5 protein-coding genes and 3 CRISPR repeat arrays are annotated in these 23740 nt (G+C 60.8%); of the genes, 3 read left to right on the top strand and 2 right to left on the bottom strand.

Going from position 1 to position 23740, the window contains the following annotated elements; genetic code table 11:
- Position 1 precedes the first annotated feature (1 nt).
- The gene (gene cas2 / locus EB812_RS01315; protein WP_118230349.1) at positions 2 to 295 is read left to right on the top strand and encodes a CRISPR-associated endonuclease Cas2; all 294 of its coding nucleotides are present in this window, start codon (positions 2 to 4) and stop codon (positions 293 to 295) included.
- A 767-nt stretch (positions 296 to 1062) separates the two neighbouring features.
- Positions 1063 to 9320: direct repeats of the CRISPR family, unit length 31 nt; unit sequence GTCGCCCCTTCACGGGGGCGTGGATTGAAAC.
- 79 nt (positions 9321 to 9399) lie between these two features.
- Positions 9400 to 11323: a CRISPR direct-repeat array (repeat unit 31 nt; unit sequence GTCGCCCCTTCACGGGGGCGTGGATTGAAAC).
- A gap of 84 nt (positions 11324 to 11407) precedes the next feature.
- A CRISPR array of direct repeats spans positions 11408 to 18373; the repeat unit is 31 nt; unit sequence GTCGCCCCTTCACGGGGGCGTGGATTGAAAC.
- A 449-nt stretch (positions 18374 to 18822) separates the two neighbouring features.
- Here the strand turns inward: cas2 and EB812_RS01310 are convergent.
- A complete protein-coding gene (locus EB812_RS01310; RefSeq protein ID WP_118230838.1) occupies positions 18823 to 20364 on the bottom strand; it encodes a sigma-54-dependent transcriptional regulator in 1542 nt (513 codons plus the stop codon).
- Positions 20361 to 21815, bottom strand: coding sequence for a sensor histidine kinase (locus EB812_RS01305; RefSeq protein ID WP_118230839.1), 1455 nt, complete (start codon positions 21813 to 21815; stop codon positions 20361 to 20363). Before EB812_RS01305 ends, EB812_RS01310 begins: the two co-directional genes overlap by 4 nt.
- Positions 21816 to 22065: 250 nt before the next feature.
- On the opposite strand from EB812_RS01305, the gene EB812_RS01300 reads away from it, so the two are divergent.
- Positions 22066 to 22488: a hypothetical protein gene (locus tag EB812_RS01300; RefSeq protein WP_118230840.1), complete on the top strand. Its 423-nt coding sequence runs from the start codon at positions 22066 to 22068 to the stop codon at positions 22486 to 22488.
- A 171-nt stretch (positions 22489 to 22659) separates the two neighbouring features.
- Positions 22660 to 23715, top strand: a complete 1056-nt coding sequence (locus EB812_RS01295; RefSeq protein ID WP_118230841.1) for a sulfite exporter TauE/SafE family protein — start codon at positions 22660 to 22662, stop codon at positions 23713 to 23715.
- Positions 23716 to 23740: the final 25 nt, after the last annotated feature.

Below are 23740 nucleotides of genomic sequence, written 5' to 3'. Positions count from 1 at the left end.
CATGCTGGTGCTGGTGAGTTATGATGTGAGTTTTGAAGACCCCGGCGGCAAACGGCGGTTGCGGCGCATTGCCCGCATCTGCACCAATTACGGTCAGCGCGTGCAGTATTCCGTGTTTGAATGCGTGGTGGACCCGGCCCAGTGGGCGGCGCTGCGTGCGCAATTGCTGGAAGCGTTTGACGCCGCGCAGGACAGCCTGAGGTTTTATTTTTTGGGCAAAAACTGGCAGCGGCGCGTGGAGCAGCACGGCGCGGGCCAGAGCTATGACCCGGAAACCGACGCGCTCATTTTTTAGGGCATTGCAACGTTGCAATGCCCTGGCGGTTGCGTCAGCAGGCGCCCGCCGTTGAGGCGCAATCGCGATGTATTTGCGCGGTTAAGCGCAAGAATGAATGTGTTATAATATTTATAAATATTCATAAGTTAGTCTGCTTTAAGACAGCCTTGGTCTGTAATTGTTCTGGCGGCTGCGAGGGCAGGACGCCTGCCGCAAAGGCGCACGTAAAGCCGGGCTGCGCAATACTACGCCCCAATGACGTCTTCCCTGCCTTTCATGCATGGGGGCGGTATATCCCTTGGCGGTAATCTGCTTCACAGGTGCAAGGGCGACCGACGCAAAGGCGTGGGGGAGTTTTTTAAGCTGTTTCCCCTTGCCGAAGCCGGCTCTTTACGTGGACGATCGCGGACGCGTTTTTTCGGCGCAAAATGGTGTGCCTAGTGGTATCCCTCCGCTGCTCAAGTGTCTTGTGGGGTTGCCACCATCCCTTGCGGCGTGGCCTGTGCCCGCGAGCCCGCCGCAGACCCCGGACTGATTCCAAAAATCTTGCCATCAGCATCGCCCTGCGGTATGAATTTACTATAAATTTCATAAAGAAACTGGCTGCGCCGCGAACCCCAAGCTGTGGCGGAAACCCAGCGGGTTCGCAAATGGCGCCAAGGCCCGCTTGTGGCGGAAATAGGAGGACCGCCTCAGCTTGAGAAGAACAACTGGAGGCTGCGGGACGTACGTTCGCGGAAATGCGCCCCGTATCCCGCGCGGCGTGCAGAGCCTGGACGCCGCTGGTCGCCCCTTCACGGGGGCGTGGATTGAAACTTTGCCAAAAAATAAAGTTTTGCGCAAATTTCTAGGTCGCCCCTTCACGGGGGCGTGGATTGAAACCCAGACCGTCACGGCGGCCCCGGAACAGGCTGTTGGTCGCCCCTTCACGGGGGCGTGGATTGAAACGCCGGATCACTGGATACCTGGTCGGTACTTTGGAGGTCGCCCCTTCACGGGGGCGTGGATTGAAACTCCTGCGGCACGACAGGCCATCTTTGACGACAAGGTCGCCCCTTCACGGGGGCGTGGATTGAAACGTCTCCAGACTTGAGAATGAGATCCGGGCAGCGGGTCGCCCCTTCACGGGGGCGTGGATTGAAACAGGGTATCCGTCACCGTGGGCATGTCGTTGTTTGGGTCGCCCCTTCACGGGGGCGTGGATTGAAACACGATGTCGATAACGCGGCCTTCCGGCAGTCCGGGTCGCCCCTTCACGGGGGCGTGGATTGAAACAAGCAGTTGCGGTAGCGCGCCAGGTCGTAGCGCGCGGTCGCCCCTTCACGGGGGCGTGGATTGAAACCAAGGTAGGAAAAATTACCAGTGCGTTGAACACGGTCGCCCCTTCACGGGGGCGTGGATTGAAACATTTGAGTCTTTTGACAACAAAAAAACCGGAGCGAATGGTCGCCCCTTCACGGGGGCGTGGATTGAAACTTTGCTGCAGGAAGAGCTTTGGCGCGCGCTGTCTGCGGTCGCCCCTTCACGGGGGCGTGGATTGAAACAGGTGCCAGGCGATCGCCTCCCCTTCCCGGTCCGGGGGTCGCCCCTTCACGGGGGCGTGGATTGAAACGATATGGCCGGGGTTTCAGTCGCGGGCTTGTCCACGGTCGCCCCTTCACGGGGGCGTGGATTGAAACTTCCAGACCATCGTCGACAACAAGCCCAGCCAGCGGTCGCCCCTTCACGGGGGCGTGGATTGAAACGCCGCCATCATATGTGAATACAATAGAGGCGCCGGTCGCCCCTTCACGGGGGCGTGGATTGAAACAGGCGAAGGTCTCCTGCCATAAGGCCCGCAGGAACAGGTCGCCCCTTCACGGGGGCGTGGATTGAAACTCAACGCTTCTATGCCGTCTTTCCCCTGACGAAGGTCGCCCCTTCACGGGGGCGTGGATTGAAACGAGTGCGAAGAGATGGCTGTAAACGCACAACGGGTCGCCCCTTCACGGGGGCGTGGATTGAAACTTTTGAGTGCATCGCTACTCGCACCTCCGTATCCACAGGTCGCCCCTTCACGGGGGCGTGGATTGAAACCTTCACTTCCTGAGGGAGCGGCGTGTCTTGCAGCAGGTCGCCCCTTCACGGGGGCGTGGATTGAAACGATATGCGACCCCAAAAGATCGAACTCGTACGAAGGTCGCCCCTTCACGGGGGCGTGGATTGAAACGCGTATGTACTTGGCAAGCGTTTGAGGATGTACAGGGTCGCCCCTTCACGGGGGCGTGGATTGAAACGACTACAATCGCCCCGTACTTCAGCCAAGACAACGGTCGCCCCTTCACGGGGGCGTGGATTGAAACGTATTCTACTCGCAATGAAGCACCTCTAAAGCGGGTCGCCCCTTCACGGGGGCGTGGATTGAAACTTTACTTCTGTCCGAGGCTCAGGTAAATTACATCTGGTCGCCCCTTCACGGGGGCGTGGATTGAAACTGCTTTTTAGCGTCTCAAGGTAGTAGCTTATAGAGGTCGCCCCTTCACGGGGGCGTGGATTGAAACTGACTGACCAGAGCCCTACGTCTTCTGTCAGTGGCAGGGTCGCCCCTTCACGGGGGCGTGGATTGAAACAAAAAGTCCGGCACAGGGACATAGGCCCCGGCGACGGTCGCCCCTTCACGGGGGCGTGGATTGAAACTTGGCTAATGGCGTCAGGTACTTCAAAGTATGGGTCGCCCCTTCACGGGGGCGTGGATTGAAACCAGCCCGGCGTCCACCGGCTTCACGAACAGATGGGGTCGCCCCTTCACGGGGGCGTGGATTGAAACTGGACAGGGATTCTTTGTCGGATACCCCGACAAAGTCGCCCCTTCACGGGGGCGTGGATTGAAACTCCTTTGTCAAAGGCAAAAATGCGTCCATGCTCATGGTCGCCCCTTCACGGGGGCGTGGATTGAAACTGTGGTGGATACATAGCTTTCCACAATGCCCAGCGGTCGCCCCTTCACGGGGGCGTGGATTGAAACTTGTCAAAACGGAGCGGCTGTTTCTCTTGTTCGGGGTCGCCCCTTCACGGGGGCGTGGATTGAAACGTGCCAGCCGAGGACGTCATCGTGCATCATAGGCAGGTCGCCCCTTCACGGGGGCGTGGATTGAAACTGCCGTGATTGCGCTGTCCTGGCCGGTACAGCTCGCGGTCGCCCCTTCACGGGGGCGTGGATTGAAACAACTCCGGCGCTATGAACTCAAGCCGGGGCTTTGGGTCGCCCCTTCACGGGGGCGTGGATTGAAACAAGCACGCTGATAATGGCTGCGGGGCCGTCCGTCGGTCGCCCCTTCACGGGGGCGTGGATTGAAACGCAACTACACCGAGGTGCCTGCCTGGATCCAGGACGGTCGCCCCTTCACGGGGGCGTGGATTGAAACTCGTAGTAGTCCACGACCTGGGCGTGCTTTTCCTGCGTCGCCCCTTCACGGGGGCGTGGATTGAAACATGCCACACGCCCTCAATGGCGGCCTCCTCATTGGGTCGCCCCTTCACGGGGGCGTGGATTGAAACCATGCCGGGCCTCCTACTTCCTGCGCCATGTATGGGTCGCCCCTTCACGGGGGCGTGGATTGAAACGTCCACCGCCGCGTCAAAGCGGTGCATGGCCTCGGGTCGCCCCTTCACGGGGGCGTGGATTGAAACCCGGCAGGACAACCGACTGGACCATGGTGCGCAGGGTCGCCCCTTCACGGGGGCGTGGATTGAAACCACCGCGGATGCCGCAGGGGCCTTCCGTGCCGGGGTCGCCCCTTCACGGGGGCGTGGATTGAAACGTTAATTGGGATGTTTATCAGTGTGACACCGACAGGTCGCCCCTTCACGGGGGCGTGGATTGAAACAAAGAAAATGAAGCGTATTACCCAAGTCCATGTAGTCGCCCCTTCACGGGGGCGTGGATTGAAACGCATTTGCCTATGCCGTAGGCTTTCCGACTGATGGGTCGCCCCTTCACGGGGGCGTGGATTGAAACCCAGCAAAAAAGCAGGGCCAGCACCCAGCCAAGAAAGGTCGCCCCTTCACGGGGGCGTGGATTGAAACATCTTCACCAGCCTCGGCAGCAAGCGCCTTACTGGGTCGCCCCTTCACGGGGGCGTGGATTGAAACTTCTGAATCCCACTCTCCTTGGTAACAATCTTGGGTCGCCCCTTCACGGGGGCGTGGATTGAAACCATTTGTCATTATATCATACCTAGTTTAGTAAAGGTCGCCCCTTCACGGGGGCGTGGATTGAAACTCATAGGGCGCACGGTTACACCACCGCCGCCCCAGGTCGCCCCTTCACGGGGGCGTGGATTGAAACCAATTTCCACCTCGGTTACGTCGCCGGGGCGGGACGGTCGCCCCTTCACGGGGGCGTGGATTGAAACTTGAACATAGCATTCCTCGCCTTGGTTAAAAGAAGGTCGCCCCTTCACGGGGGCGTGGATTGAAACTTGACCAAGCCAGTAAGCGCCTTGAGTACCAAACGTCGCCCCTTCACGGGGGTGTGGATTGAAACGATACGCGCCAGGCGCTCTTCAGGGGTGACCGTCAGTCGCCCCTTCACGGGGGTGTGGATTGAAACCCATAGTAGTGTATCTCTCCCGTCTGTGTTATGCGGTCGCCCCTTCACGGGGGTGTGGATTGAAACTTTACTAAACTAGGTATGATATAATGACAAATGAGTCGCCCCTTCACGGGGGTGTGGATTGAAACGCATCCAGAAGCATTGAGGGCCTCCCTAGATAACGTCGCCCCTTCACGGGGGTGTGGATTGAAACAAAAATGCCGATGGGCGACATCCAAACCGTAAGAGTCGCCCCTTCACGGGGGTGTGGATTGAAACATCAATCAGCCCGCCGCATTTTCCCTGCATCTCCGTCGCCCCTTCACGGGGGCGTGGATTGAAACGATTTAAGCGCATATCTTTATTTTCGTGAACTAGGTCGCCCCTTCACGGGGGCGTGGATTGAAACTGCGTGTTATGATACCTTAAAAAAGGGTACTCGGTCGCCCCTTCACGGGGGCGTGGATTGAAACTGAAAACAGGTGGAGAAAATCACAGCCTGAGCCTGCGGTCGCCCCTTCACGGGGGCGTGGATTGAAACAACTGGCAAACAGCTTGGCCGCGCGCTGGATCAGGGTCGCCCCTTCACGGGGGCGTGGATTGAAACACGCCACATGGCTTACACCCCCCACGGCGGGGGGGGTCGCCCCTTCACGGGGGCGTGGATTGAAACATCTTTTTTGCCGGGATGCGCCAAAGCCCGGCCTGTCGCCCCTTCACGGGGGCGTGGATTGAAACTACGACAACACGCCCCGCCCCGGCTGGGTGACCCGTCGCCCCTTCACGGGGGCGTGGATTGAAACCAAACAACCTTATCAGGTCCAGTATGGACACTGGGTCGTCGCCCCTTCACGGGGGCGTGGATTGAAACATCCTGGGTCATGTACTTGCCCAAGTCCTCATTGGTCGCCCCTTCACGGGGGCGTGGATTGAAACCCCCCCAAGCCGCGCAGGAACAGCCCGCGCAGAGTCGCCCCTTCACGGGGGCGTGGATTGAAACTGAGTGCCTCACGGAATCCATCACCGGCCTGGGCGTCGCCCCTTCACGGGGGCGTGGATTGAAACATCCAGGACACCATTGTATTCAAATTGCAGATAACCGTCGCCCCTTCACGGGGGCGTGGATTGAAACTACTGGGACCCCACTGACGACACGCTGGCCGTCAGGTCGCCCCTTCACGGGGGCGTGGATTGAAACTTCTATAGCGTCCGCCCTTATCGTTTCGGCGTCTGGTCGCCCCTTCACGGGGGCGTGGATTGAAACCAGACAACCGGACATCGGCACCGTCAACGCCGCTGTCGCCCCTTCACGGGGGCGTGGATTGAAACCCAGGCCCACGCCCAAAACAACGGCACGACCGTGGTCGCCCCTTCACGGGGGCGTGGATTGAAACCGATGGCCCCGCAGCCTGCAGGGTTTTCGACGGGGTCGCCCCTTCACGGGGGCGTGGATTGAAACTGCGGAACGGTCCCGCACAGACGTCCTTTGATGGCGTCGCCCCTTCACGGGGGCGTGGATTGAAACAAGAATTGGAGGAAAAGCTGTGAATATGCCTGTTGTCGCCCCTTCACGGGGGCGTGGATTGAAACGTCGATAATGACGCGCCCCTGCTTGGAACGCAGAGTCGCCCCTTCACGGGGGCGTGGATTGAAACTATATTGCTCAGGCCGAAGTCGATCTGGCCATCGGTCGCCCCTTCACGGGGGCGTGGATTGAAACGCCGTCGGCGACCCCCATGACTATGTCGCTATGGGTGTCGCCCCTTCACGGGGGCGTGGATTGAAACAGGAGCGGACCAAGCCGGAGCTGCTGGCGGTCACGGTCGCCCCTTCACGGGGGCGTGGATTGAAACTTATGGTCTTGCTGCTCCGTCAACGCCGCAACAGTCGCCCCTTCACGGGGGCGTGGATTGAAACGACGGACTGATTGCCTAGCGCCCCAGGGCCAGCAGTCGCCCCTTCACGGGGGCGTGGATTGAAACGGGCCGCCCCACACAACCGGCAGCGCGACACGGGGTCGCCCCTTCACGGGGGCGTGGATTGAAACTTCGTCCGTCCCCCACGGACGCCACACCGCCATCGTCGCCCCTTCACGGGGGCGTGGATTGAAACTTCGTCCGTCCCCCACGGACGCCACACCGCCATCGTCGCCCCTTCACGGGGGCGTGGATTGAAACGCAGAATGGTGGGCTGAACGTGCTGTAGCACGGTCGCCCCTTCACGGGGGCGTGGATTGAAACCTTGAGGAAAATTGGAGCGAATTTGTGACCTATTGTCGCCCCTTCACGGGGGCGTGGATTGAAACTAAAAAATGACCATGTAGGCAAATATTTAGGGTTTGTCGCCCCTTCACGGGGGCGTGGATTGAAACACACCGTCAGCCCAATATCCGGCATTAAGCTCACAGTCGCCCCTTCACGGGGGCGTGGATTGAAACTGTATCTGCGAGCGGGGGATAGGCCCCGAAAACTCGTCGCCCCTTCACGGGGGCGTGGATTGAAACACTGCTGGATCTATCGACGATGTGCGACCAAGCGTCGCCCCTTCACGGGGGCGTGGATTGAAACCACATGTGTGGCACCGCCCTGGTGCCAGGCCGTGGTCGCCCCTTCACGGGGGCGTGGATTGAAACGGGAAAGGCCCGCGCCAGGTCGCCAAGGTTGTCCGTCGCCCCTTCACGGGGGCGTGGATTGAAACCCGTGCATCAACAAGCATGGCAACAGCAACGGCGGGTCGCCCCTTCACGGGGGCGTGGATTGAAACGTCAGCCCCTCGTAGACGGAGATAACCAAGGCCTCGCCGCCCCTTCACGGGGGCGTGGATTGAAACTCTGCGCTGGCTGCGCAGCCTTGGCCATGATTTGGGTCGCCCCTTCACGGGGGCGTGGATTGAAACGGCAGCCGCCGACACGTACTCTCCAAAATTTTTGAGTCGCCCCTTCACGGGGGCGTGGATTGAAACTGTTTCGCCGCGGTACACAGCCATCAACTCGTCGGGTCGCCCCTTCACGGGGGCGTGGATTGAAACGTGGAAGACCTGCCGGAATTGCTCAAGGCCGCCCGTCGCCCCTTCACGGGGGCGTGGATTGAAACGCACAAGGCACTCAGCCGGTCAGCCTCGCGGATAGGTCGCCCCTTCACGGGGGCGTGGATTGAAACGATGCTGGCTGGAACGCGAACCCGTCCAAATAAGGTCGCCCCTTCACGGGGGCGTGGATTGAAACCGCTTCCCCGGACGACGCGCAGTTTTTGCGTGGTGGTCGCCCCTTCACGGGGGCGTGGATTGAAACTGGGTATGGACTTGACTGTTTGCCAGCAACCTGAAGTCGCCCCTTCACGGGGGCGTGGATTGAAACCATTTCGTCCTGGGCTTCCTCAATCACGGCTTCCAGTCGCCCCTTCACGGGGGCGTGGATTGAAACCTTGAGCGTACGCGCAGCTATTCGCGCACCCGCAAGTCGCCCCTTCACGGGGGCGTGGATTGAAACATGAGCCTTTGGCCATGCCATTATGGGACATGGCAGCGTCGCCCCTTCACGGGGGCGTGGATTGAAACATCATTGGCGTCGTCGAGCAGATAAGCGCGTGTGTGTCGCCCCTTCACGGGGGCGTGGATTGAAACATATGCCCCGACCTCCCAGGCTAGAGCTTGGTAGGTCGCCCCTTCACGGGGGCGTGGATTGAAACGGTGGCACTACGGCAAAAACTCCTTAGCCTGTGGTCGCCCCTTCACGGGGGCGTGGATTGAAACTATCTCCAGGGTAAACCGTTCCGAGGTCTCATAAAGTCGCCCCTTCACGGGGGCGTGGATTGAAACTACGGAAATTAAGACAAGTAACAACGTCGTGGAGTCGCCCCTTCACGGGGGCGTGGATTGAAACAGCGGACTGAAAAACTTCATCGGCCTGGGCGACGGTCGCCCCTTCACGGGGGCGTGGATTGAAACGCCCGATACGGTGGATACGATCCTCGGCCTGCTGGTCGCCCCTTCACGGGGGCGTGGATTGAAACACCCTGGGGTTTGTGGGCATTTGGGCCCTCATTGATGTCGCCCCTTCACGGGGGCGTGGATTGAAACACAGACCATGCCCCGATATGCACGATGGGGCCAGGTCGCCCCTTCACGGGGGCGTGGATTGAAACTAAGGGTGCTGACGGCTGGGTTAGCATTACGAGGGTCGCCCCTTCACGGGGGCGTGGATTGAAACCTCTTGCCAATAACTGCGCTCTTTATCCGTCCCTGTCGCCCCTTCACGGGGGCGTGGATTGAAACTCAATCTCAAAGGACAACTTTGCGCAAAAGTAGGTCGCCCCTTCACGGGGGCGTGGATTGAAACTGGGCTTGTCGCCTCCATGGCCAAGGATATGGCCCGTCGCCCCTTCACGGGGGCGTGGATTGAAACTGAGCATACCCCAATCATCATGGTCATGCAGCGCCTGGTCGCCCCTTCACGGGGGCGTGGATTGAAACCGGGCCAGCCGGACAACGCGGGACCAGCTGGGGCGTGGATTGAAACGTTTGTGATGCCATGGTGCTGCTTGCTTGTCCCAGTCGCCCCTTCACGGGGGCGTGGATTGAAACGCGCGGGCCCCTGGGACGGTGCTCATTCAGAAATTGTCGCCCCTTCACGGGGGCGTGGATTGAAACAACCACGGCACACCCCCACCCCGTCAGGACGTGCGTCGCCCCTTCACGGGGGCGTGGATTGAAACAAGACCGAGCTGCTCGGCCTCCCGCTCCTTAACCGGTCGCCCCTTCACGGGGGCGTGGATTGAAACAAAAGTCTGCGTTCCGCCGGCATGGGCCTCGCCGGTCGCCCCTTCACGGGGGCGTGGATTGAAACTTATGCCTAAAAGTTATTCTAACCTCTGGCCTGCGTCGCCCCTTCACGGGGGCGTGGATTGAAACGTTAATACCCCGTATCTCTCCCGCAGTGTTGGCAGTCGCCCCTTCACGGGGGCGTGGATTGAAACCCTTGCGGATATCTCTCCATTGGGAGACACCTTGGTCGCCCCTTCACGGGGGCGTGGATTGAAACTGCCGGAACACAGGCAGAAATAGCGCGCGCCATGTCGCCCCTTCACGGGGGCGTGGATTGAAACATGACACCGTCATACCCATCGAAAACGCCAAGGGTCGCCCCTTCACGGGGGCGTGGATTGAAACTCGCGTATCCTGACGACCTAGATGCGCACCAAAAGTCGCCCCTTCACGGGGGCGTGGATTGAAACTCGCGTGGCAACGGTGAGCACGGCGTCCATGCTTTGTCGCCCCTTCACGGGGGCGTGGATTGAAACACGAGTAGACACGTCGGATTCCAGCCGCTGCCGGGTCGCCCCTTCACGGGGGCGTGGATTGAAACTTTGGATATCGCCCTGGCAGACCGGGCCATATCCTGTCGCCCCTTCACGGGGGCGTGGATTGAAACCGGTGCAGTTCTTGGCGGACCAGTTGGGGCCGTAGTCGCCCCTTCACGGGGGCGTGGATTGAAACGGCGGACTAATTGTCTAGCGCCCCAGGGCCCGCACGTCGCCCCTTCACGGGGGCGTGGATTGAAACTCTGGCTATTTGAACAAAACCCGCCAGCACAAACGTCGCCCCTTCACGGGGGCGTGGATTGAAACACCAGCGTTTCGGGGTCAGCCAGGGCCTTTGTTACGTCGCCCCTTCACGGGGGCGTGGATTGAAACTAAGGGAGAAAGAGGAGGTTAAAGACGCTTTTATGTCGCCCCTTCACGGGGGCGTGGATTGAAACATCAACCATATCAAGGAGACTTGCAATATGACGCTGTCGCCCCTTCACGGGGGCGTGGATTGAAACGCCTTGAGCGCCTCGATCTGACGCTGGAAATGTTCGTCGCCCCTTCACGGGGGCGTGGATTGAAACAGGGATGACAGACGCGCCCGACGGCACAATGGCGGTCGCCCCTTCACGGGGGCGTGGATTGAAACAAGCTGTTTGGTGCTTGACGCCACAACCTCCGTGGTCGCCCCTTCACGGGGGCGTGGATTGAAACTTTTACCGCGGAAGCCTCGGCCCCGCTCCATGGGGTCGCCCCTTCACGGGGGCGTGGATTGAAACGTGCGTAGTTTGAGCTAATCACGGTTTTAAAGGGTCGCCCCTTCACGGGGGCGTGGATTGAAACTGTCCACATTGCGGCAACAAAGCCGGTGACAACCGTCGCCCCTTCACGGGGGCGTGGATTGAAACCCTGGCCAAGGTTGTGACCAATAAGCTGTTGCCCGTCGCCCCTTCACGGGGGCGTGGATTGAAACGTAGGCGGAACTATAGCCCGCGACCCGCTCGATATAGTCGCCCCTTCACGGGGGCGTGGATTGAAACTCCTGCTCTTACGCATAAAGACAAAGAGGGGGGGTCGCCCCTTCACGGGGGCGTGGATTGAAACTCCTGCGCTGCTGAACGGCTGGCAGGGGCATGATCGTCGCCCCTTCACGGGGGCGTGGATTGAAACAACTGGGTGGGCAACACGCTGGTGCTTACCTGCGGGGGCGTGGATTGAAACGTTTGTGATGCCATGGTGCTGCTTGCTTGTCCCAGTCGCCCCTTCACGGGGGCGTGGATTGAAACGCGCGGGCCCCTGGGACGGTGCTCATTCAGAAATTGTCGCCCCTTCACGGGGGCGTGGATTGAAACGCGGGCCTGCTCGTAAAGGCCATAGGCAATGGCCGTCGCCCCTTCACGGGGGCGTGGATTGAAACGGGCAACAATAGGTGAAATGGGGGCAGTTCGCCCGTCGCCCCTTCACGGGGGCGTGGATTGAAACTGATGCTGCGGACCTGCGGCGGATTCTGGGCCCCCGTCGCCCCTTCACGGGGGCGTGGATTGAAACCTCCTCCCCCGCGTCGGGGGTTAGCCTCGCAGCCGTCGCCCCTTCACGGGGGCGTGGATTGAAACACGGGATGACGGATGCCCGCCAAGCGGCTTTCGAAGTCGCCCCTTCACGGGGGCGTGGATTGAAACCCCTTCCCCCGGCGCGCCGAACGCCGCGACAAAGGTCGCCCCTTCACGGGGGCGTGGATTGAAACTTGTTGGAGGCCCTGCAAGGGCACATCGCCCCAGGTCGCCCCTTCACGGGGGCGTGGATTGAAACTACCAATCCCCCGGCTATCCCCTGCCGGGAAATGGTCGCCCCTTCACGGGGGCGTGGATTGAAACTCCGGTCATCATCGATTTCTGGCGCCACCTCGAAGTCGCCCCTTCACGGGGGCGTGGATTGAAACCGTTCCCTCATGAGCTTTTTACGATTTGGCCAGCGTCGCCCCTTCACGGGGGCGTGGATTGAAACCGCGCAGCCGCAGTCCGCATGCCCTCTGCCGCAGTCGCCCCTTCACGGGGGCGTGGATTGAAACCAATCATTCGCTTTGGCGACCCTCATGGCTGGCACGTCGCCCCTTCACGGGGGCGTGGATTGAAACCCAATTTTTCGGAACGGCTCAGCCCCTTGGTTGGGTCGCCCCTTCACGGGGGCGTGGATTGAAACAAGGACAATGCCGGCGGCAAGGCGGACGAAGTGCAGTCGCCCCTTCACGGGGGCGTGGATTGAAACTCGATAGCCGGGGGTTATCTCTCCTCTCCGGCTCGTCGCCCCTTCACGGGGGCGTGGATTGAAACTACGATGTGCTTACCATCGCCACGGCTGATAGCGTGTCGCCCCTTCACGGGGGCGTGGATTGAAACTTCGTCCGTCCCCCACGGACGCCACACCGCCATCGTCGCCCCTTCACGGGGGCGTGGATTGAAACTACTCCGCGACCCCGTGCGCCCTGAAAATATCAAGGTCGCCCCTTCACGGGGGCGTGGATTGAAACAAAATGGCGGCTTATATGTATCATGCCAGCGCAGACGTCGCCCCTTCACGGGGGCGTGGATTGAAACCTCCACACCCAAGGCGGTACAGGTGCGGGCTGGGGTCGCCCCTTCACGGGGGCGTGGATTGAAACATCAGACACCGGCATGGCCAAAGCCCTTGGGCTGGTCGCCCCTTCACGGGGGCGTGGATTGAAACTATCCCAACAATGTGGACTAGGGCCCGCGGATCAGTCGCCCCTTCACGGGGGCGTGGATTGAAACCCTCAGCGCACAGGGAGTAAACCAAAACAACGTACGTCGCCCCTTCACGGGGGCGTGGATTGAAACCCCATCCAGGGTTACCTGCTGTTGCGGCACAGGAGGTCGCCCCTTCACGGGGGCGTGGATTGAAACGCCCTGACTCTGCCGGGTTATGGCCGCCATAACGGTCGCCCCTTCACGGGGGCGTGGATTGAAACAATGACAAAGGCATCTTGGTGGATTGATAACCGTGTCGCCCCTTCACGGGGGCGTGGATTGAAACATCTGCCGGGACCCCCGCTACCGTCTGCCGCAACAGTCGCCCCTTCACGGGGGCGTGGATTGAAACGGTTTCTTCGGCGCTGCTGGCCGAAGCGGAATGGGTCGCCCCTTCACGGGGGCGTGGATTGAAACTGCTGCTCCTTTTTCGGCTGGGCGGGCTGCGCCAGTCGCCCCTTCACGGGGGCGTGGATTGAAACAGCTGCAACCTTTGCGGCTACAGCGTCACCCTTAGTCGCCCCTTCACGGGGGCGTGGATTGAAACAAGGACGTTGCCGAATCGTGGCGCATGAACATGGGGTCGCCCCTTCACGGGGGCGTGGATTGAAACCCAGCTTGCGCTCAGACGTCCTAATTCAGCGCGTCGCCCCTTCACGGGGGCGTGGATTGAAACCGTAGAGACTGCACACAACGACACGTCAAGGTCCTGTCGCCCCTTCACGGGGGCGTGGATTGAAACAACTGTGATGCGCAGGCTTGTAACTGATTTCAATGTCGCCCCTTCACGGGGGCGTGGATTGAAACCTGCAGATCAGCCACGCTATCCATGCCCTGCTGCGTCGCCCCTTCACGGGGGCGTGGATTGAAACAGCAGTTGGATGCCGGCAGCGGCAAGTTTGTGAACAAGGTCGCCCCTTCACGGGGGCGTGGATTGAAACGGCCCCGGCGCCAGATGTTATCCAGCAGGAAATCGTCGCCCCTTCACGGGGGCGTGGATTGAAACTGTCTGGGCCTCACGGTACAGGCCAATGCTGCGCGTCGCCCCTTCACGGGGGCGTGGATTGAAACATGGCCTTTATCAATAACATAAGCTGGTTGCCAAAAGTCGCCCCTTCACGGGGGCGTGGATTGAAACGTGTTTGCCGTCAGGCGCGGCAAAATCCACAGTGCGTCGCCCCTTCACGGGGGCGTGGATTGAAACATGCCCGACCGGGTAACCCTGCGGCACGTGGCCCGTCGCCCCTTCACGGGGGCGTGGATTGAAACGCTGGATATCGCCCTGGCAGACCGGGCCATATCCGTCGCCCCTTCACGGGGGCGTGGATTGAAACACGCGCAGTTGCCACCGTACTTACGGCAAGGGTCTGTCGCCCCTTCACGGGGGCGTGGATTGAAACCGCCTACGAAAACGGCGAGTTGCAATTGTACTGGGTCGCCCCTTCACGGGGGCGTGGATTGAAACCAGTCGCTGTATCCGCCCTCGGCCCGCAGCTTGGGTCGCCCCTTCACGGGGGCGTGGATTGAAACTTCTCAAACAGGGGGGGGGGAAGCCATGGCTAGGTCGCCCCTTCACGGGGGCGTGGATTGAAACGCATTTCTACGGCGGCCATTTCTTTGACTGCCGCAGTCGCCCCTTCACGGGGGCGTGGATTGAAACCCTCTATCTCCGCGCGGCGAACTGCCTCGGCGGTAGTCGCCCCTTCACGGGGGCGTGGATTGAAACTGACCGCCAGCCATCCTGTTCAATCCCGTCGATGTCGCCCCTTCACGGGGGCGTGGATTGAAACGCAAAGCCAGCGAATCCAGCCGGGCAACTTCCGCGTCGCCCCTTCACGGGGGCGTGGATTGAAACTTAAAACCGGCGACGGTCAGTCCCCCAGCGGGGCGTCGCCCCTTCACGGGGGCGTGGATTGAAACACCATCAATACTCATTGGAGCGGTAGCCGTTAGCGGTCGCCCCTTCACGGGGGCGTGGATTGAAACACCAAGCGCATGGTGGGCATTGTGGAAATCATGGTCGCCCCTTCACGGGGGCGTGGATTGAAACACTCCTTATTTTTGCGCCCCTCTCGGCGTGGGAGAGTCGCCCCTTCACGGGGGCGTGGATTGAAACAACTTTATCTGCGATACAGAAATGAACGTGTGGCAAGTCGCCCCTTCACGGGGGCGTGGATTGAAACTGGCTACCGAACAGTTGTCCGGTTATGTGGATAATGTCGCCCCTTCACGGGGGCGTGGATTGAAACCGCTGACGGCCCGGACGCGCACGTCGTATTTGTGGTCGCCCCTTCACGGGGGCGTGGATTGAAACCCGGCAGCCCCCCAGGGCAGCCCTCCCGGCCCGGGTCGCCCCTTCACGGGGGCGTGGATTGAAACTTGCCCAAAATCGTGCGGGGGTCGGCCCCGCGTCCCGTCGCCCCTTCACGGGGGCGTGGATTGAAACAGCAGCGATTTGGACACGGTCAGCGATTGTGCGACGTCGCCCCTTCACGGGGGCGTGGATTGAAACTTTCGAACCACTATGAGCGGAGCAGTTTATGCTGCGTCGCCCCTTCACGGGGGCGTGGATTGAAACTCTTTGAATGCTGTATCCGCGGTGATGAATATCAGAGTCGCCCCTTCACGGGGGCGTGGATTGAAACAGCTATCACCTTGCCGCCACGTCCCACCGGGGCCAGGTCGCCCCTTCACGGGGGCGTGGATTGAAACCTATTACTATCCAAGGCCAAAATGATAGGCCCAAGGTCGCCCCTTCACGGGGGCGTGGATTGAAACGACTACAAGCTGGTCAACGTGCTTATCCAAGGCGTCGCCCCTTCACGGGGGCGTGGATTGAAACGTTCCACAGACGGCGCCATGGAAGACCCATAGAAGTCGCCCCTTCACGGGGGCGTGGATTGAAACAGACTTGGGTTTTGGTGCCTTGGCGGTTTTTTCCTGTCGCCCCTTCACGGGGGCGTGGATTGAAACCGATGAAAACGAATCCCAGGTCTCATGGGAATTGTCGCCCCTTCACGGGGGCGTGGATTGAAACTTTTGTCTTTCAGCCTATATCCGTTCAATGCAAAAAGTCGCCCCTTCACGGGGGCGTGGATTGAAACAATCCCGGCTTCCGGGTTGCCGTCAATATAGACGGGTCGCCCCTTCACGGGGGCGTGGATTGAAACAGTATATTCAATTCTTATTGATTCGATACCAGGGGGTCGCCCCTTCACGGGGGCGTGGATTGAAACTGCCATGTCCCATAATGGCATGGCCAAAGGCTCAGGTCGCCCCTTCACGGGGGCGTGGATTGAAACGCGTGTGTCATCATCCATAAGATACGCCACCGCCGTCGCCCCTTCACGGGGGCGTGGATTGAAACTAGCTTGCGGTCCACGATTGCCGGTTTTGGCAAGGTCGCCCCTTCACGGGGGCGTGGATTGAAACGCAAGGTGTCTTGCGCCGAGGCCAGCAAGGGCGAGTCGCCCCTTCACGGGGGCGTGGATTGAAACAATCTCCTTCGCAGCATAAGGGATGAGCGTCAGGTCGCCCCTTCACGGGGGCGTGGATTGAAACCGCCAGGGCATTGAACATGCCCCCAACATCCTGCGTCGCCCCTTCACGGGGGCGTGGATTGAAACCTCCGTCAGCCCGCGACGCTTGCCAGCTGCATATAGTCGCCCCTTCACGGGGGCGTGGATTGAAACGTCCTCGCGGATGCGGTCGGCCTCGTCAACGGCCGTCGCCCCTTCACGGGGGCGTGGATTGAAACCAGTGCCGCGGTTGCCATATCAGCCTGCTGGTTAAGTCGCCCCTTCACGGGGGCGTGGATTGAAACAGGCCTTTTTCGCCGATGTGGCCGCCCAACGGGCGTCGCCCCTTCACGGGGGCGTGGATTGAAACTTGATAAGGTGGAAGCATTGGACCAGTGGCGAGGCGTCGCCCCTTCACGGGGGCGTGGATTGAAACTCTGTTGAGTTGGCTCAACAGCAACACCGGGCAGGTCGCCCCTTCACGGGGGCGTGGATTGAAACGTCACAAGACAAGTCTTCCGTCACAATCGCGCTCGTCGCCCCTTCACGGGGGCGTGGATTGAAACCCCCGATCGTGCGGAATCCCGTGAGCAGCAAGCCGTCGCCCCTTCACGGGGGCGTGGATTGAAACTCAAAAAGATCAAGGCAACAGCTAATAAATACTGAAGGTCGCCCCTTCACGGGGGCGTGGATTGAAACGATAGCCTTACAACCTGCGAGGTTTTCGATAGCCGTCGCCCCTTCACGGGGGCGTGGATTGAAACTCTTTGAAGTCTCGGAAAAAGAACGGCACTGGTCGGTCGCCCCTTCACGGGGGCGTGGATTGAAACTAACCAGCAAATCAACCAACAAATTTACGGTTGTGTCGCCCCTTCACGGGGGCGTGGATTGAAACTATGACACGACCCCGCGCCGCGTCACTAGCTACGTCGCCCCTTCACGGGGGCGTGGATTGAAACACCCTGACCTACACGCAGTCCAGGGAACGAACCGGTCGCCCCTTCACGGGGGCGTGGATTGAAACCTCTCAAGTCGGGAGATCTCGGCTGGATCAAGGTCGCCCCTTCACGGGGGCGTGGATTGAAACTAACGCCCCCGCGATAGTTGGCGGCACGGTTGGCAGTCGCCCCTTCACGGGGGCGTGGATTGAAACGATAGCCGGGGGTTATCTCTCTCCGGCTCCAACGTCGCCCCTTCACGGGGGCGTGGATTGAAACTGTATCTGCGAGCGGGGGATAGGCCCCGAAAACTCGTCGCCCCTTCACGGGGGCGTGGATTGAAACAAGTACTCTCGTTATGGGCTGGAATCCTATGGTCGTGTCGCCCCTTCACGGGGGCGTGGATTGAAACCGGCAACGACCATCAACCGTTCGAAGTTGTCCATGTCGCCCCTTCACGGGGGCGTGGATTGAAACTGACCGGGCTCGCCGAGCAGGGCATGATTCAGGAGTCGCCCCTTCACGGGGGCGTGGATTGAAACACGCTCGGAAATGGTAAACAGCACATTGTCGGGCGTCGCCCCTTCACGGGGGCGTGGATTGAAACTGTTTCTCCACTTCGCGCAGCGCCTTTTCAATGGGTCGCCCCTTCACGGGGGCGTGGATTGAAACGGTCACAAGTACGACCATTCCACAGAGCAAAGAAGGTCGCCCCTTCACGGGGGCGTGGATTGAAACAGGCTTGCGCGTAGAAGAGTCCGTGTCCGAACGGTCGCCCCTTCACGGGGGCGTGGATTGAAACAAGGGCAGAGTACCGTCAATCGGGGCTTTGACTTTGTCGCCCCTTCACGGGGGCGTGGATTGCAACAAGCTGCCTGATGTACCAGACAACCATCGCATGGTCGCCCCTTCACGGGGGCGTGGATTGAAACTTGCCGAGTTCCGAACCACCAAGTGCGCCAAGAACAGTCGCCCCTTCACGGGGGCGTGGATTGAAACTGCCGTTACACAGAACACGCTCGTGCCGTTACTGTGTCGCCCCTTCACAGGGCGTGGATTGAAACGCGGGAGTCCGCGTGGAATGCGAACTCATCCAGCAGTCGCCCCTTCACGGGGGCGTGGATTGAAACACGCCCCGGCGTTCTCAATAAGATGAGCACCGGAGCATGGCTGCACCACTGTGAAAAAATTGGTTTGCGATGCGAATTAGGGAAATAAAGCGCCGTTTTTGCGTCAGCCCCGAAAGCCTGTCGGCAGTCCGGAGCCGTCCCAGGCATTTCAATTTTAAAATGCCCTAGCGGTTGCGCAAATACAATTTATTTGCGCTGCTAAGCGTCGGAGCGAGCGTGCTGTAAACTTTGAGAATACATATTTCCAAAGGTAACCTGCCCTAAATACTGACCTGACAGCTGACAACAGCTTCAGGTTTGCGGTCTTACCCTCTCGTTTTACTCCACGCCGTACTGGCGCAGTTTGCGCCAGAGGGATGAGCGGCTGATGCCGAGCAGGTCGGCGGCCAAAGTGCGGTTGCCCTGGGCGCGTTCCAGAGTCTGGAGGATGTATTTTTGTTCCAGTTCGGCCAAGGTTGGCAAGGTGTCTGTGCCCGCAGGCTGGTTGGGGCCGACGATGGCGGCGGAAGATAACGTTTGGGACGTTGTCGGGAAGGGGATTGACGTGGTCGGGGGCGTGGCCGACGCGAATGGCGTCGTCGTCGGGGAAAGGGGAGGCAGACTTGTGGGCGTGGTTGGCGTGGCTGGCGAAGCGTCCGGCATGGACGGCGTATCCGCGGGTTGCGGGTCCGGTGCGCCGCCGCGCACTTCCGCAGGCAGGCTGGCTGGGCTTATGCGGCCGCCCTGGGGGCAAAACACGGCGGCACGCTCCAAAATATTGCCCAGTTCACGCACATTGCCGGGAAAAGGATAGGCGCAGAGGGCCTGCAGGGCTGCATCGTCCAGTTCGAGAGGGGCGTTTTTGCCGGCGGCGAGTTTTTCAAGGAAGTAGCGGGCCAGAAGGGGGATGTCTTCGGGGCGGCTGCGCAGGGGCGGCACCTCCTGCGTGACCACGGCCACGCGGTAGTAGAGGTCGCGTCGAAAGCGCCCGGCGGCCACTTCGTCCTTGAGATTGCGGTTGGTGGCCGCGATGATGCGTACGTCCACAGGGATATCCGCAGTGCCGCCCACCCGGCGCAGGGATTGCTCCTGCAAAACGCGCAGCAGTTTGACCTGCATGGGGACGGGCATTTCGCCGATTTCGTCCAAAAAGAGCGTGCCGCCGTCCGCGGCTTCAAAGAGGCCTTCCTTGCGGCGCAGCGCGCCGGAAAAAGCCCCTTGCTCGTGGCCGAAGAGTTCACTTTCCAGCAGTTCCGGGGCCAGCGCCCCGCAGTTAACGGCCAGGAAGCGTCGTCGGGCCCGCTGGCTTTGAGCGTGCATGGTGCGCGCGGCCAGTTCTTTGCCGGTGCCTGTTTCGCCCTGCAGCAGCACGGCCACATCCGTGGGGGCCAGGCGTTGCAGGGCCTGACGCAGGCCGCGCATGGCCGGAGAATTGCCCACCATGGGGGGCATGTGGCCTTCGGCTTCCAGTTGCGCGCGCATCTGTTCCACCTGTTGGCGCAGGCGGCATTTTTCCAGGGCGCGGCGCACCAGCAGGCGGGCTTCGTCCAGGGAATAGGGTTTGGCCAGGTAGTGAAAGGCCCCCTGGCGCATGGCCTCCACGGCGCTTTCGATCATGGGATAGCCCGTGACCATAATGATTTCTGTCTGCGGGTGCTCAGCGCGCACGGCGCGCAGCAGGGCCATGCCGTCCATACCGGGCATGGCCAGATCTGTGATGACCAGGTCGGCGGGTTCGTCGCGCAGCAGGGCAAGGGCCTCTTCGCCGCTGGCCGCCTGGCGCAGCAAGTGGCCTTCACGTTCCAGCACCCGCGCCAGGTTGGCGCGCGCCAGGCGTTCATCGTCCACCACCAGAATTCTGGCCGGGGGAAGGGTGGTCATGCCGTACCGTCCTTGTGGGGTGTGAGAGGCAGCCGCAGGGTGAAGCACGCGCCGCCTTCGGGGAGGTTGGTTGCGTCGATGCGTCCGTGGTGGCGGCGCACGATGCCGAAAGCGATAGAAAGCCCCAGGCCCGTACCCTCGCCCACGGGCTTAAGGGTGAAGAAGGGGTCAAAAATACGGTTCAGGTACTGCGGCGGGATGCCGGGGCCGGAGTCTTCCACGCGCAGTACGGCCTGGTCGGCGTCAGTGTCGGCGACGGCTGTGATGCGGATGTGCCCTTGGCCGTGCATGGCCTGGGCAGCATTGAGCAGCAGGTTGATGAGGGCCTCTTGCATATGTCGGCCGTCCAGGGGCAGGACAAGGTCTTGGGGGATGTGGACGCTTACCTGTACTCCGGGCCCCAGGTCGTGACGCACCAGGGCAAGGGCCTGGGCCGCCGCCTGGGCCAGGGGTTGGAAGGTAGCCGTAAAAGGCGTGTTACGGGCGAAATCGAGCAGACCGCGTACAATGTCGCGGGCACGCAGGGTCTCCGCGCTGATGGCGTCCAGCTGGGCCAGGACGTCGTCGGGCGCAGGCGGGGGGCGGCGGCCCTGCCTGCCGTCCTCCAGATCTTCGCGCAGCAGGCCGCAGCCCACATAAATATTGTTGAGCGGATTGTTGAGCTGGTGGGCCACCCCAGCGGTGAGCACGCCCAGAGAAGCCAGTTTTTTTTCCTGCAGCAGCAGGGCATGGCGGTTTTCCAGCTCAGCGGTCATTTGCTCCAGAGTGTGGAGCACATGGCGGGCTTCTTTTTCCAGTTGCGCAGGCGGCCGGGGCAAGGGGCGGCCCGCGCCCACCTCCAGCGCGGCGCTTTCTATAGCCCCCAGGGCCAGCAGCACGCGGCGGACCAGCTGCCAGGCAAAGACCACGCCCAAGGCCAGCAGGGTGACCACTGCGGCCAGCAACTGAAGGCGCAGATCCCGTACGGTTTTGAAAATGCCCTGGCGCATCTGGCGCACCACGGCGTCTGCCAGATTACTCAGGCCGGTGCCCAGGCTGCTCAGAGCCGACAGGTTTTCATCCGGGTGGGTGAGCAGACGGGCGTATTTTTCCATCCCTTCCAGAAGCTGGCCCAGGTTGTGGTGCGTGCCGTCGCCGGGGCGGTGCCCCAGGGCGGTGGTGTGCGCTTCCAGGATAGCGGCGGCTCTGGCGCGGGCATTGTCCACAAAATGGCGCAAAGCCGCCAAATCGCCTTCGCGGCCGGGAAAAATCTGGAGATTTTTTTCATAGCGCCGCATTTCCAGCACATCATTGCGCAGGTCGTCCACCATATCGATAAGCCTGGCGGCCCGTTCTATGCGGCCCAGGTCATACCTGGCAATGCCGCCCAACAGCAGCAGCAGGGCCAAAAAAAGCCCCATACCCATGATGATTTTGCCGCGCAGGGTCTGGCGAAGTGAAAGCAGGGACATGCGGCCTCCGGACGCTGGGCTGGTATCTGTTTAACTTTGAAACAGCGTAGCGGAATGAAACAGTGGCTGCAAGAGCCTGCGTGCGGGGTTTGCGACCGCCTGTGGAGTTTTGGCCGAAAAAATTTGTTTCACAATGCAACGATATGGCCTCCAGAATGTAACAGCTGAAAAAAATAAGTAATAAAATAATGAAGATGTGTGATTGGGATTTATGGCACAAAAGTTGAAAAGGGAAAAGCAGGAGGTAGCCATGAACAGCTTGCAAGAACACATGGAAGATTGTTTCACGGCCGTGGCGTATGCCGATGCGGGCCAGCCCGGCTGGGTGGAAGACGTCTGGAGCGTTGACGGAAAGCATGCGAGCACGCCCCTTGCGCGGTTGCTGCTCTTTGGCTGCGGCAGTGTGCTCATTTATGTGCTGGCCTTCAGCCATGCCACGGCCTTTGCGTCTTTGTGCGCGCGGGGCGGCTGGTGGAGCGTGCTGCCCATTGTGTCCGTGCTGGTGCTTTCATATGTGCACGGCAGCTTTGCCGCCGCCCTGTGGGAACTGTGCGGCATTACCGGCGTGCGCAAGCAGGAGGCCGCCGCGCCCCAGGCCGCCGAGGCGACGAACCGGCGGGGCACTGCGTCTCGCCGTCCTGTGCGGCTGGATGTGGCCGCCGCACACAGTTAACGGCTTTCGCTAGGGCATTTTAACGTTAACATGCCCTGGTGGTTGCGTAAGCAAACGCCCGCCGTGGAGGCGCAAGCGCTATTTATTTCTGCGCTCAAGCGCTGGAGCGAGCGTGCCGTAAACGTTGCGAATACATATTTCAAAGGTAATCTGTTCTAAAAGGAAAAGCGTATGGACGTGTTCACGCTCAACCCCGACCTGTTCATTACCCTGACTCCGGTGTCCATCGCCTTTTTGTTGGGCGTGGGCTTTGTGGGGGGGCTGGTCAGCGGCTTTATCGGTTCCGGCGGGGCCTTTATTCTCACTCCGGGTATGATGGGCCTGGGCGTGCCCGGCACCGTGGCTGTGGCCAGCAACATGTGCCACAAGTTTCCCAAAGCCCTGGTGGGGGCCATCCGGCGCTTTCGCTTTGGGCAGGTGGACATCAAGCTCGGTCTGGTGGTGGCCGCCTCTGCCGGGGTGGGCGTGCAATTCGGCATCCGCATCCAGAACATCATTCTGGAGCGCTGGGGCCAGGCCGGTTCCAACCTGTATGTAAGCCTTTCTTTTGTGGCTGTGCTGGTTATTGTGGGCGGTTATATACTCAAGGACGCGCTGCGGGCCTCCCATTCCGCCGCGCCTGAGGGTACGCCGCCCCTGGCCGCGCGTCTGCAGCGCATTGAGCTGCCGCCCATGATTACCTTTCCTCGTTCTGGGTTGCGCATTTCTCTGTGGTTTACCCTGCCGGTGGGCATCGCTACGGGTATGCTGGCCGCCACCATTGCCGTGGGCGGGTTTATCGGCGTGCCGGGCCTCATTTATGTGCTGGGCGTGCCTGGGCTGGTGGCTTCAGGCACGGAGCTGGTTACCGCTTTTGTCATGGGACTGTGCGGCTCCGTCAACTGGGCCCTGCACGGCATGATCGATATCCGCCTGGTCTTCATCATTCTGGGCGGTTCCCTCCTGGGCGTACAGCTGGGGGCCATCGGCACCACCTATGTGCGGCCCATCATGGTCAAATTTGTCATGGCCGCCATTATGCTTATTGTGGCCGTGAGCCGGATCATTGCCTTGCCCGGTTATCTGCAGGATCTGGGCCTGATGAATCTGAGCCCCGAACTGCTGGGCGCGCTCAAGGCGATCAGTTTTGTGGTCATGTGCGCCGGGCTGCTGGTGGGCGCGGGCATGATTTTGGGCGGTATGTGGCGCGGCGCGCGCCGAAGCCGCACGGCCTGCCAGACCGCCTGACCGGAATCCGCCCAACAGTGCAAAA

It is taken from the genome of Desulfovibrio legallii, assembly GCF_004309735.1.
Taxonomy (GTDB): domain Bacteria; phylum Desulfobacterota; class Desulfovibrionia; order Desulfovibrionales; family Desulfovibrionaceae; genus Desulfovibrio; species Desulfovibrio legallii.
Note: the sequence above shows the minus strand (reverse complement) of the source record. Positions and strands in the feature narration are given on the sequence as shown.

Excerpts from the sequence above, each read along its gene's own strand:
- cas2 (WP_118230349.1), top strand. The coding sequence starts at position 2 with ATGCTGGTGCTGGTGAGTTATGATGTGAGTTTTGAAGACCCCGGCGGC.
- EB812_RS01310 (WP_118230838.1), bottom strand. The coding sequence starts at position 20,364 with ATGACCACCCTTCCCCCGGCCAGAATTCTGGTGGTGGACGATGAACGC.
- EB812_RS01305 (WP_118230839.1), bottom strand. The coding sequence starts at position 21,815 with ATGTCCCTGCTTTCACTTCGCCAGACCCTGCGCGGCAAAATCATCATG.
- EB812_RS01300 (WP_118230840.1), top strand. The coding sequence starts at position 22,066 with ATGAACAGCTTGCAAGAACACATGGAAGATTGTTTCACGGCCGTGGCG.
- EB812_RS01295 (WP_118230841.1), top strand. The coding sequence starts at position 22,660 with ATGGACGTGTTCACGCTCAACCCCGACCTGTTCATTACCCTGACTCCG.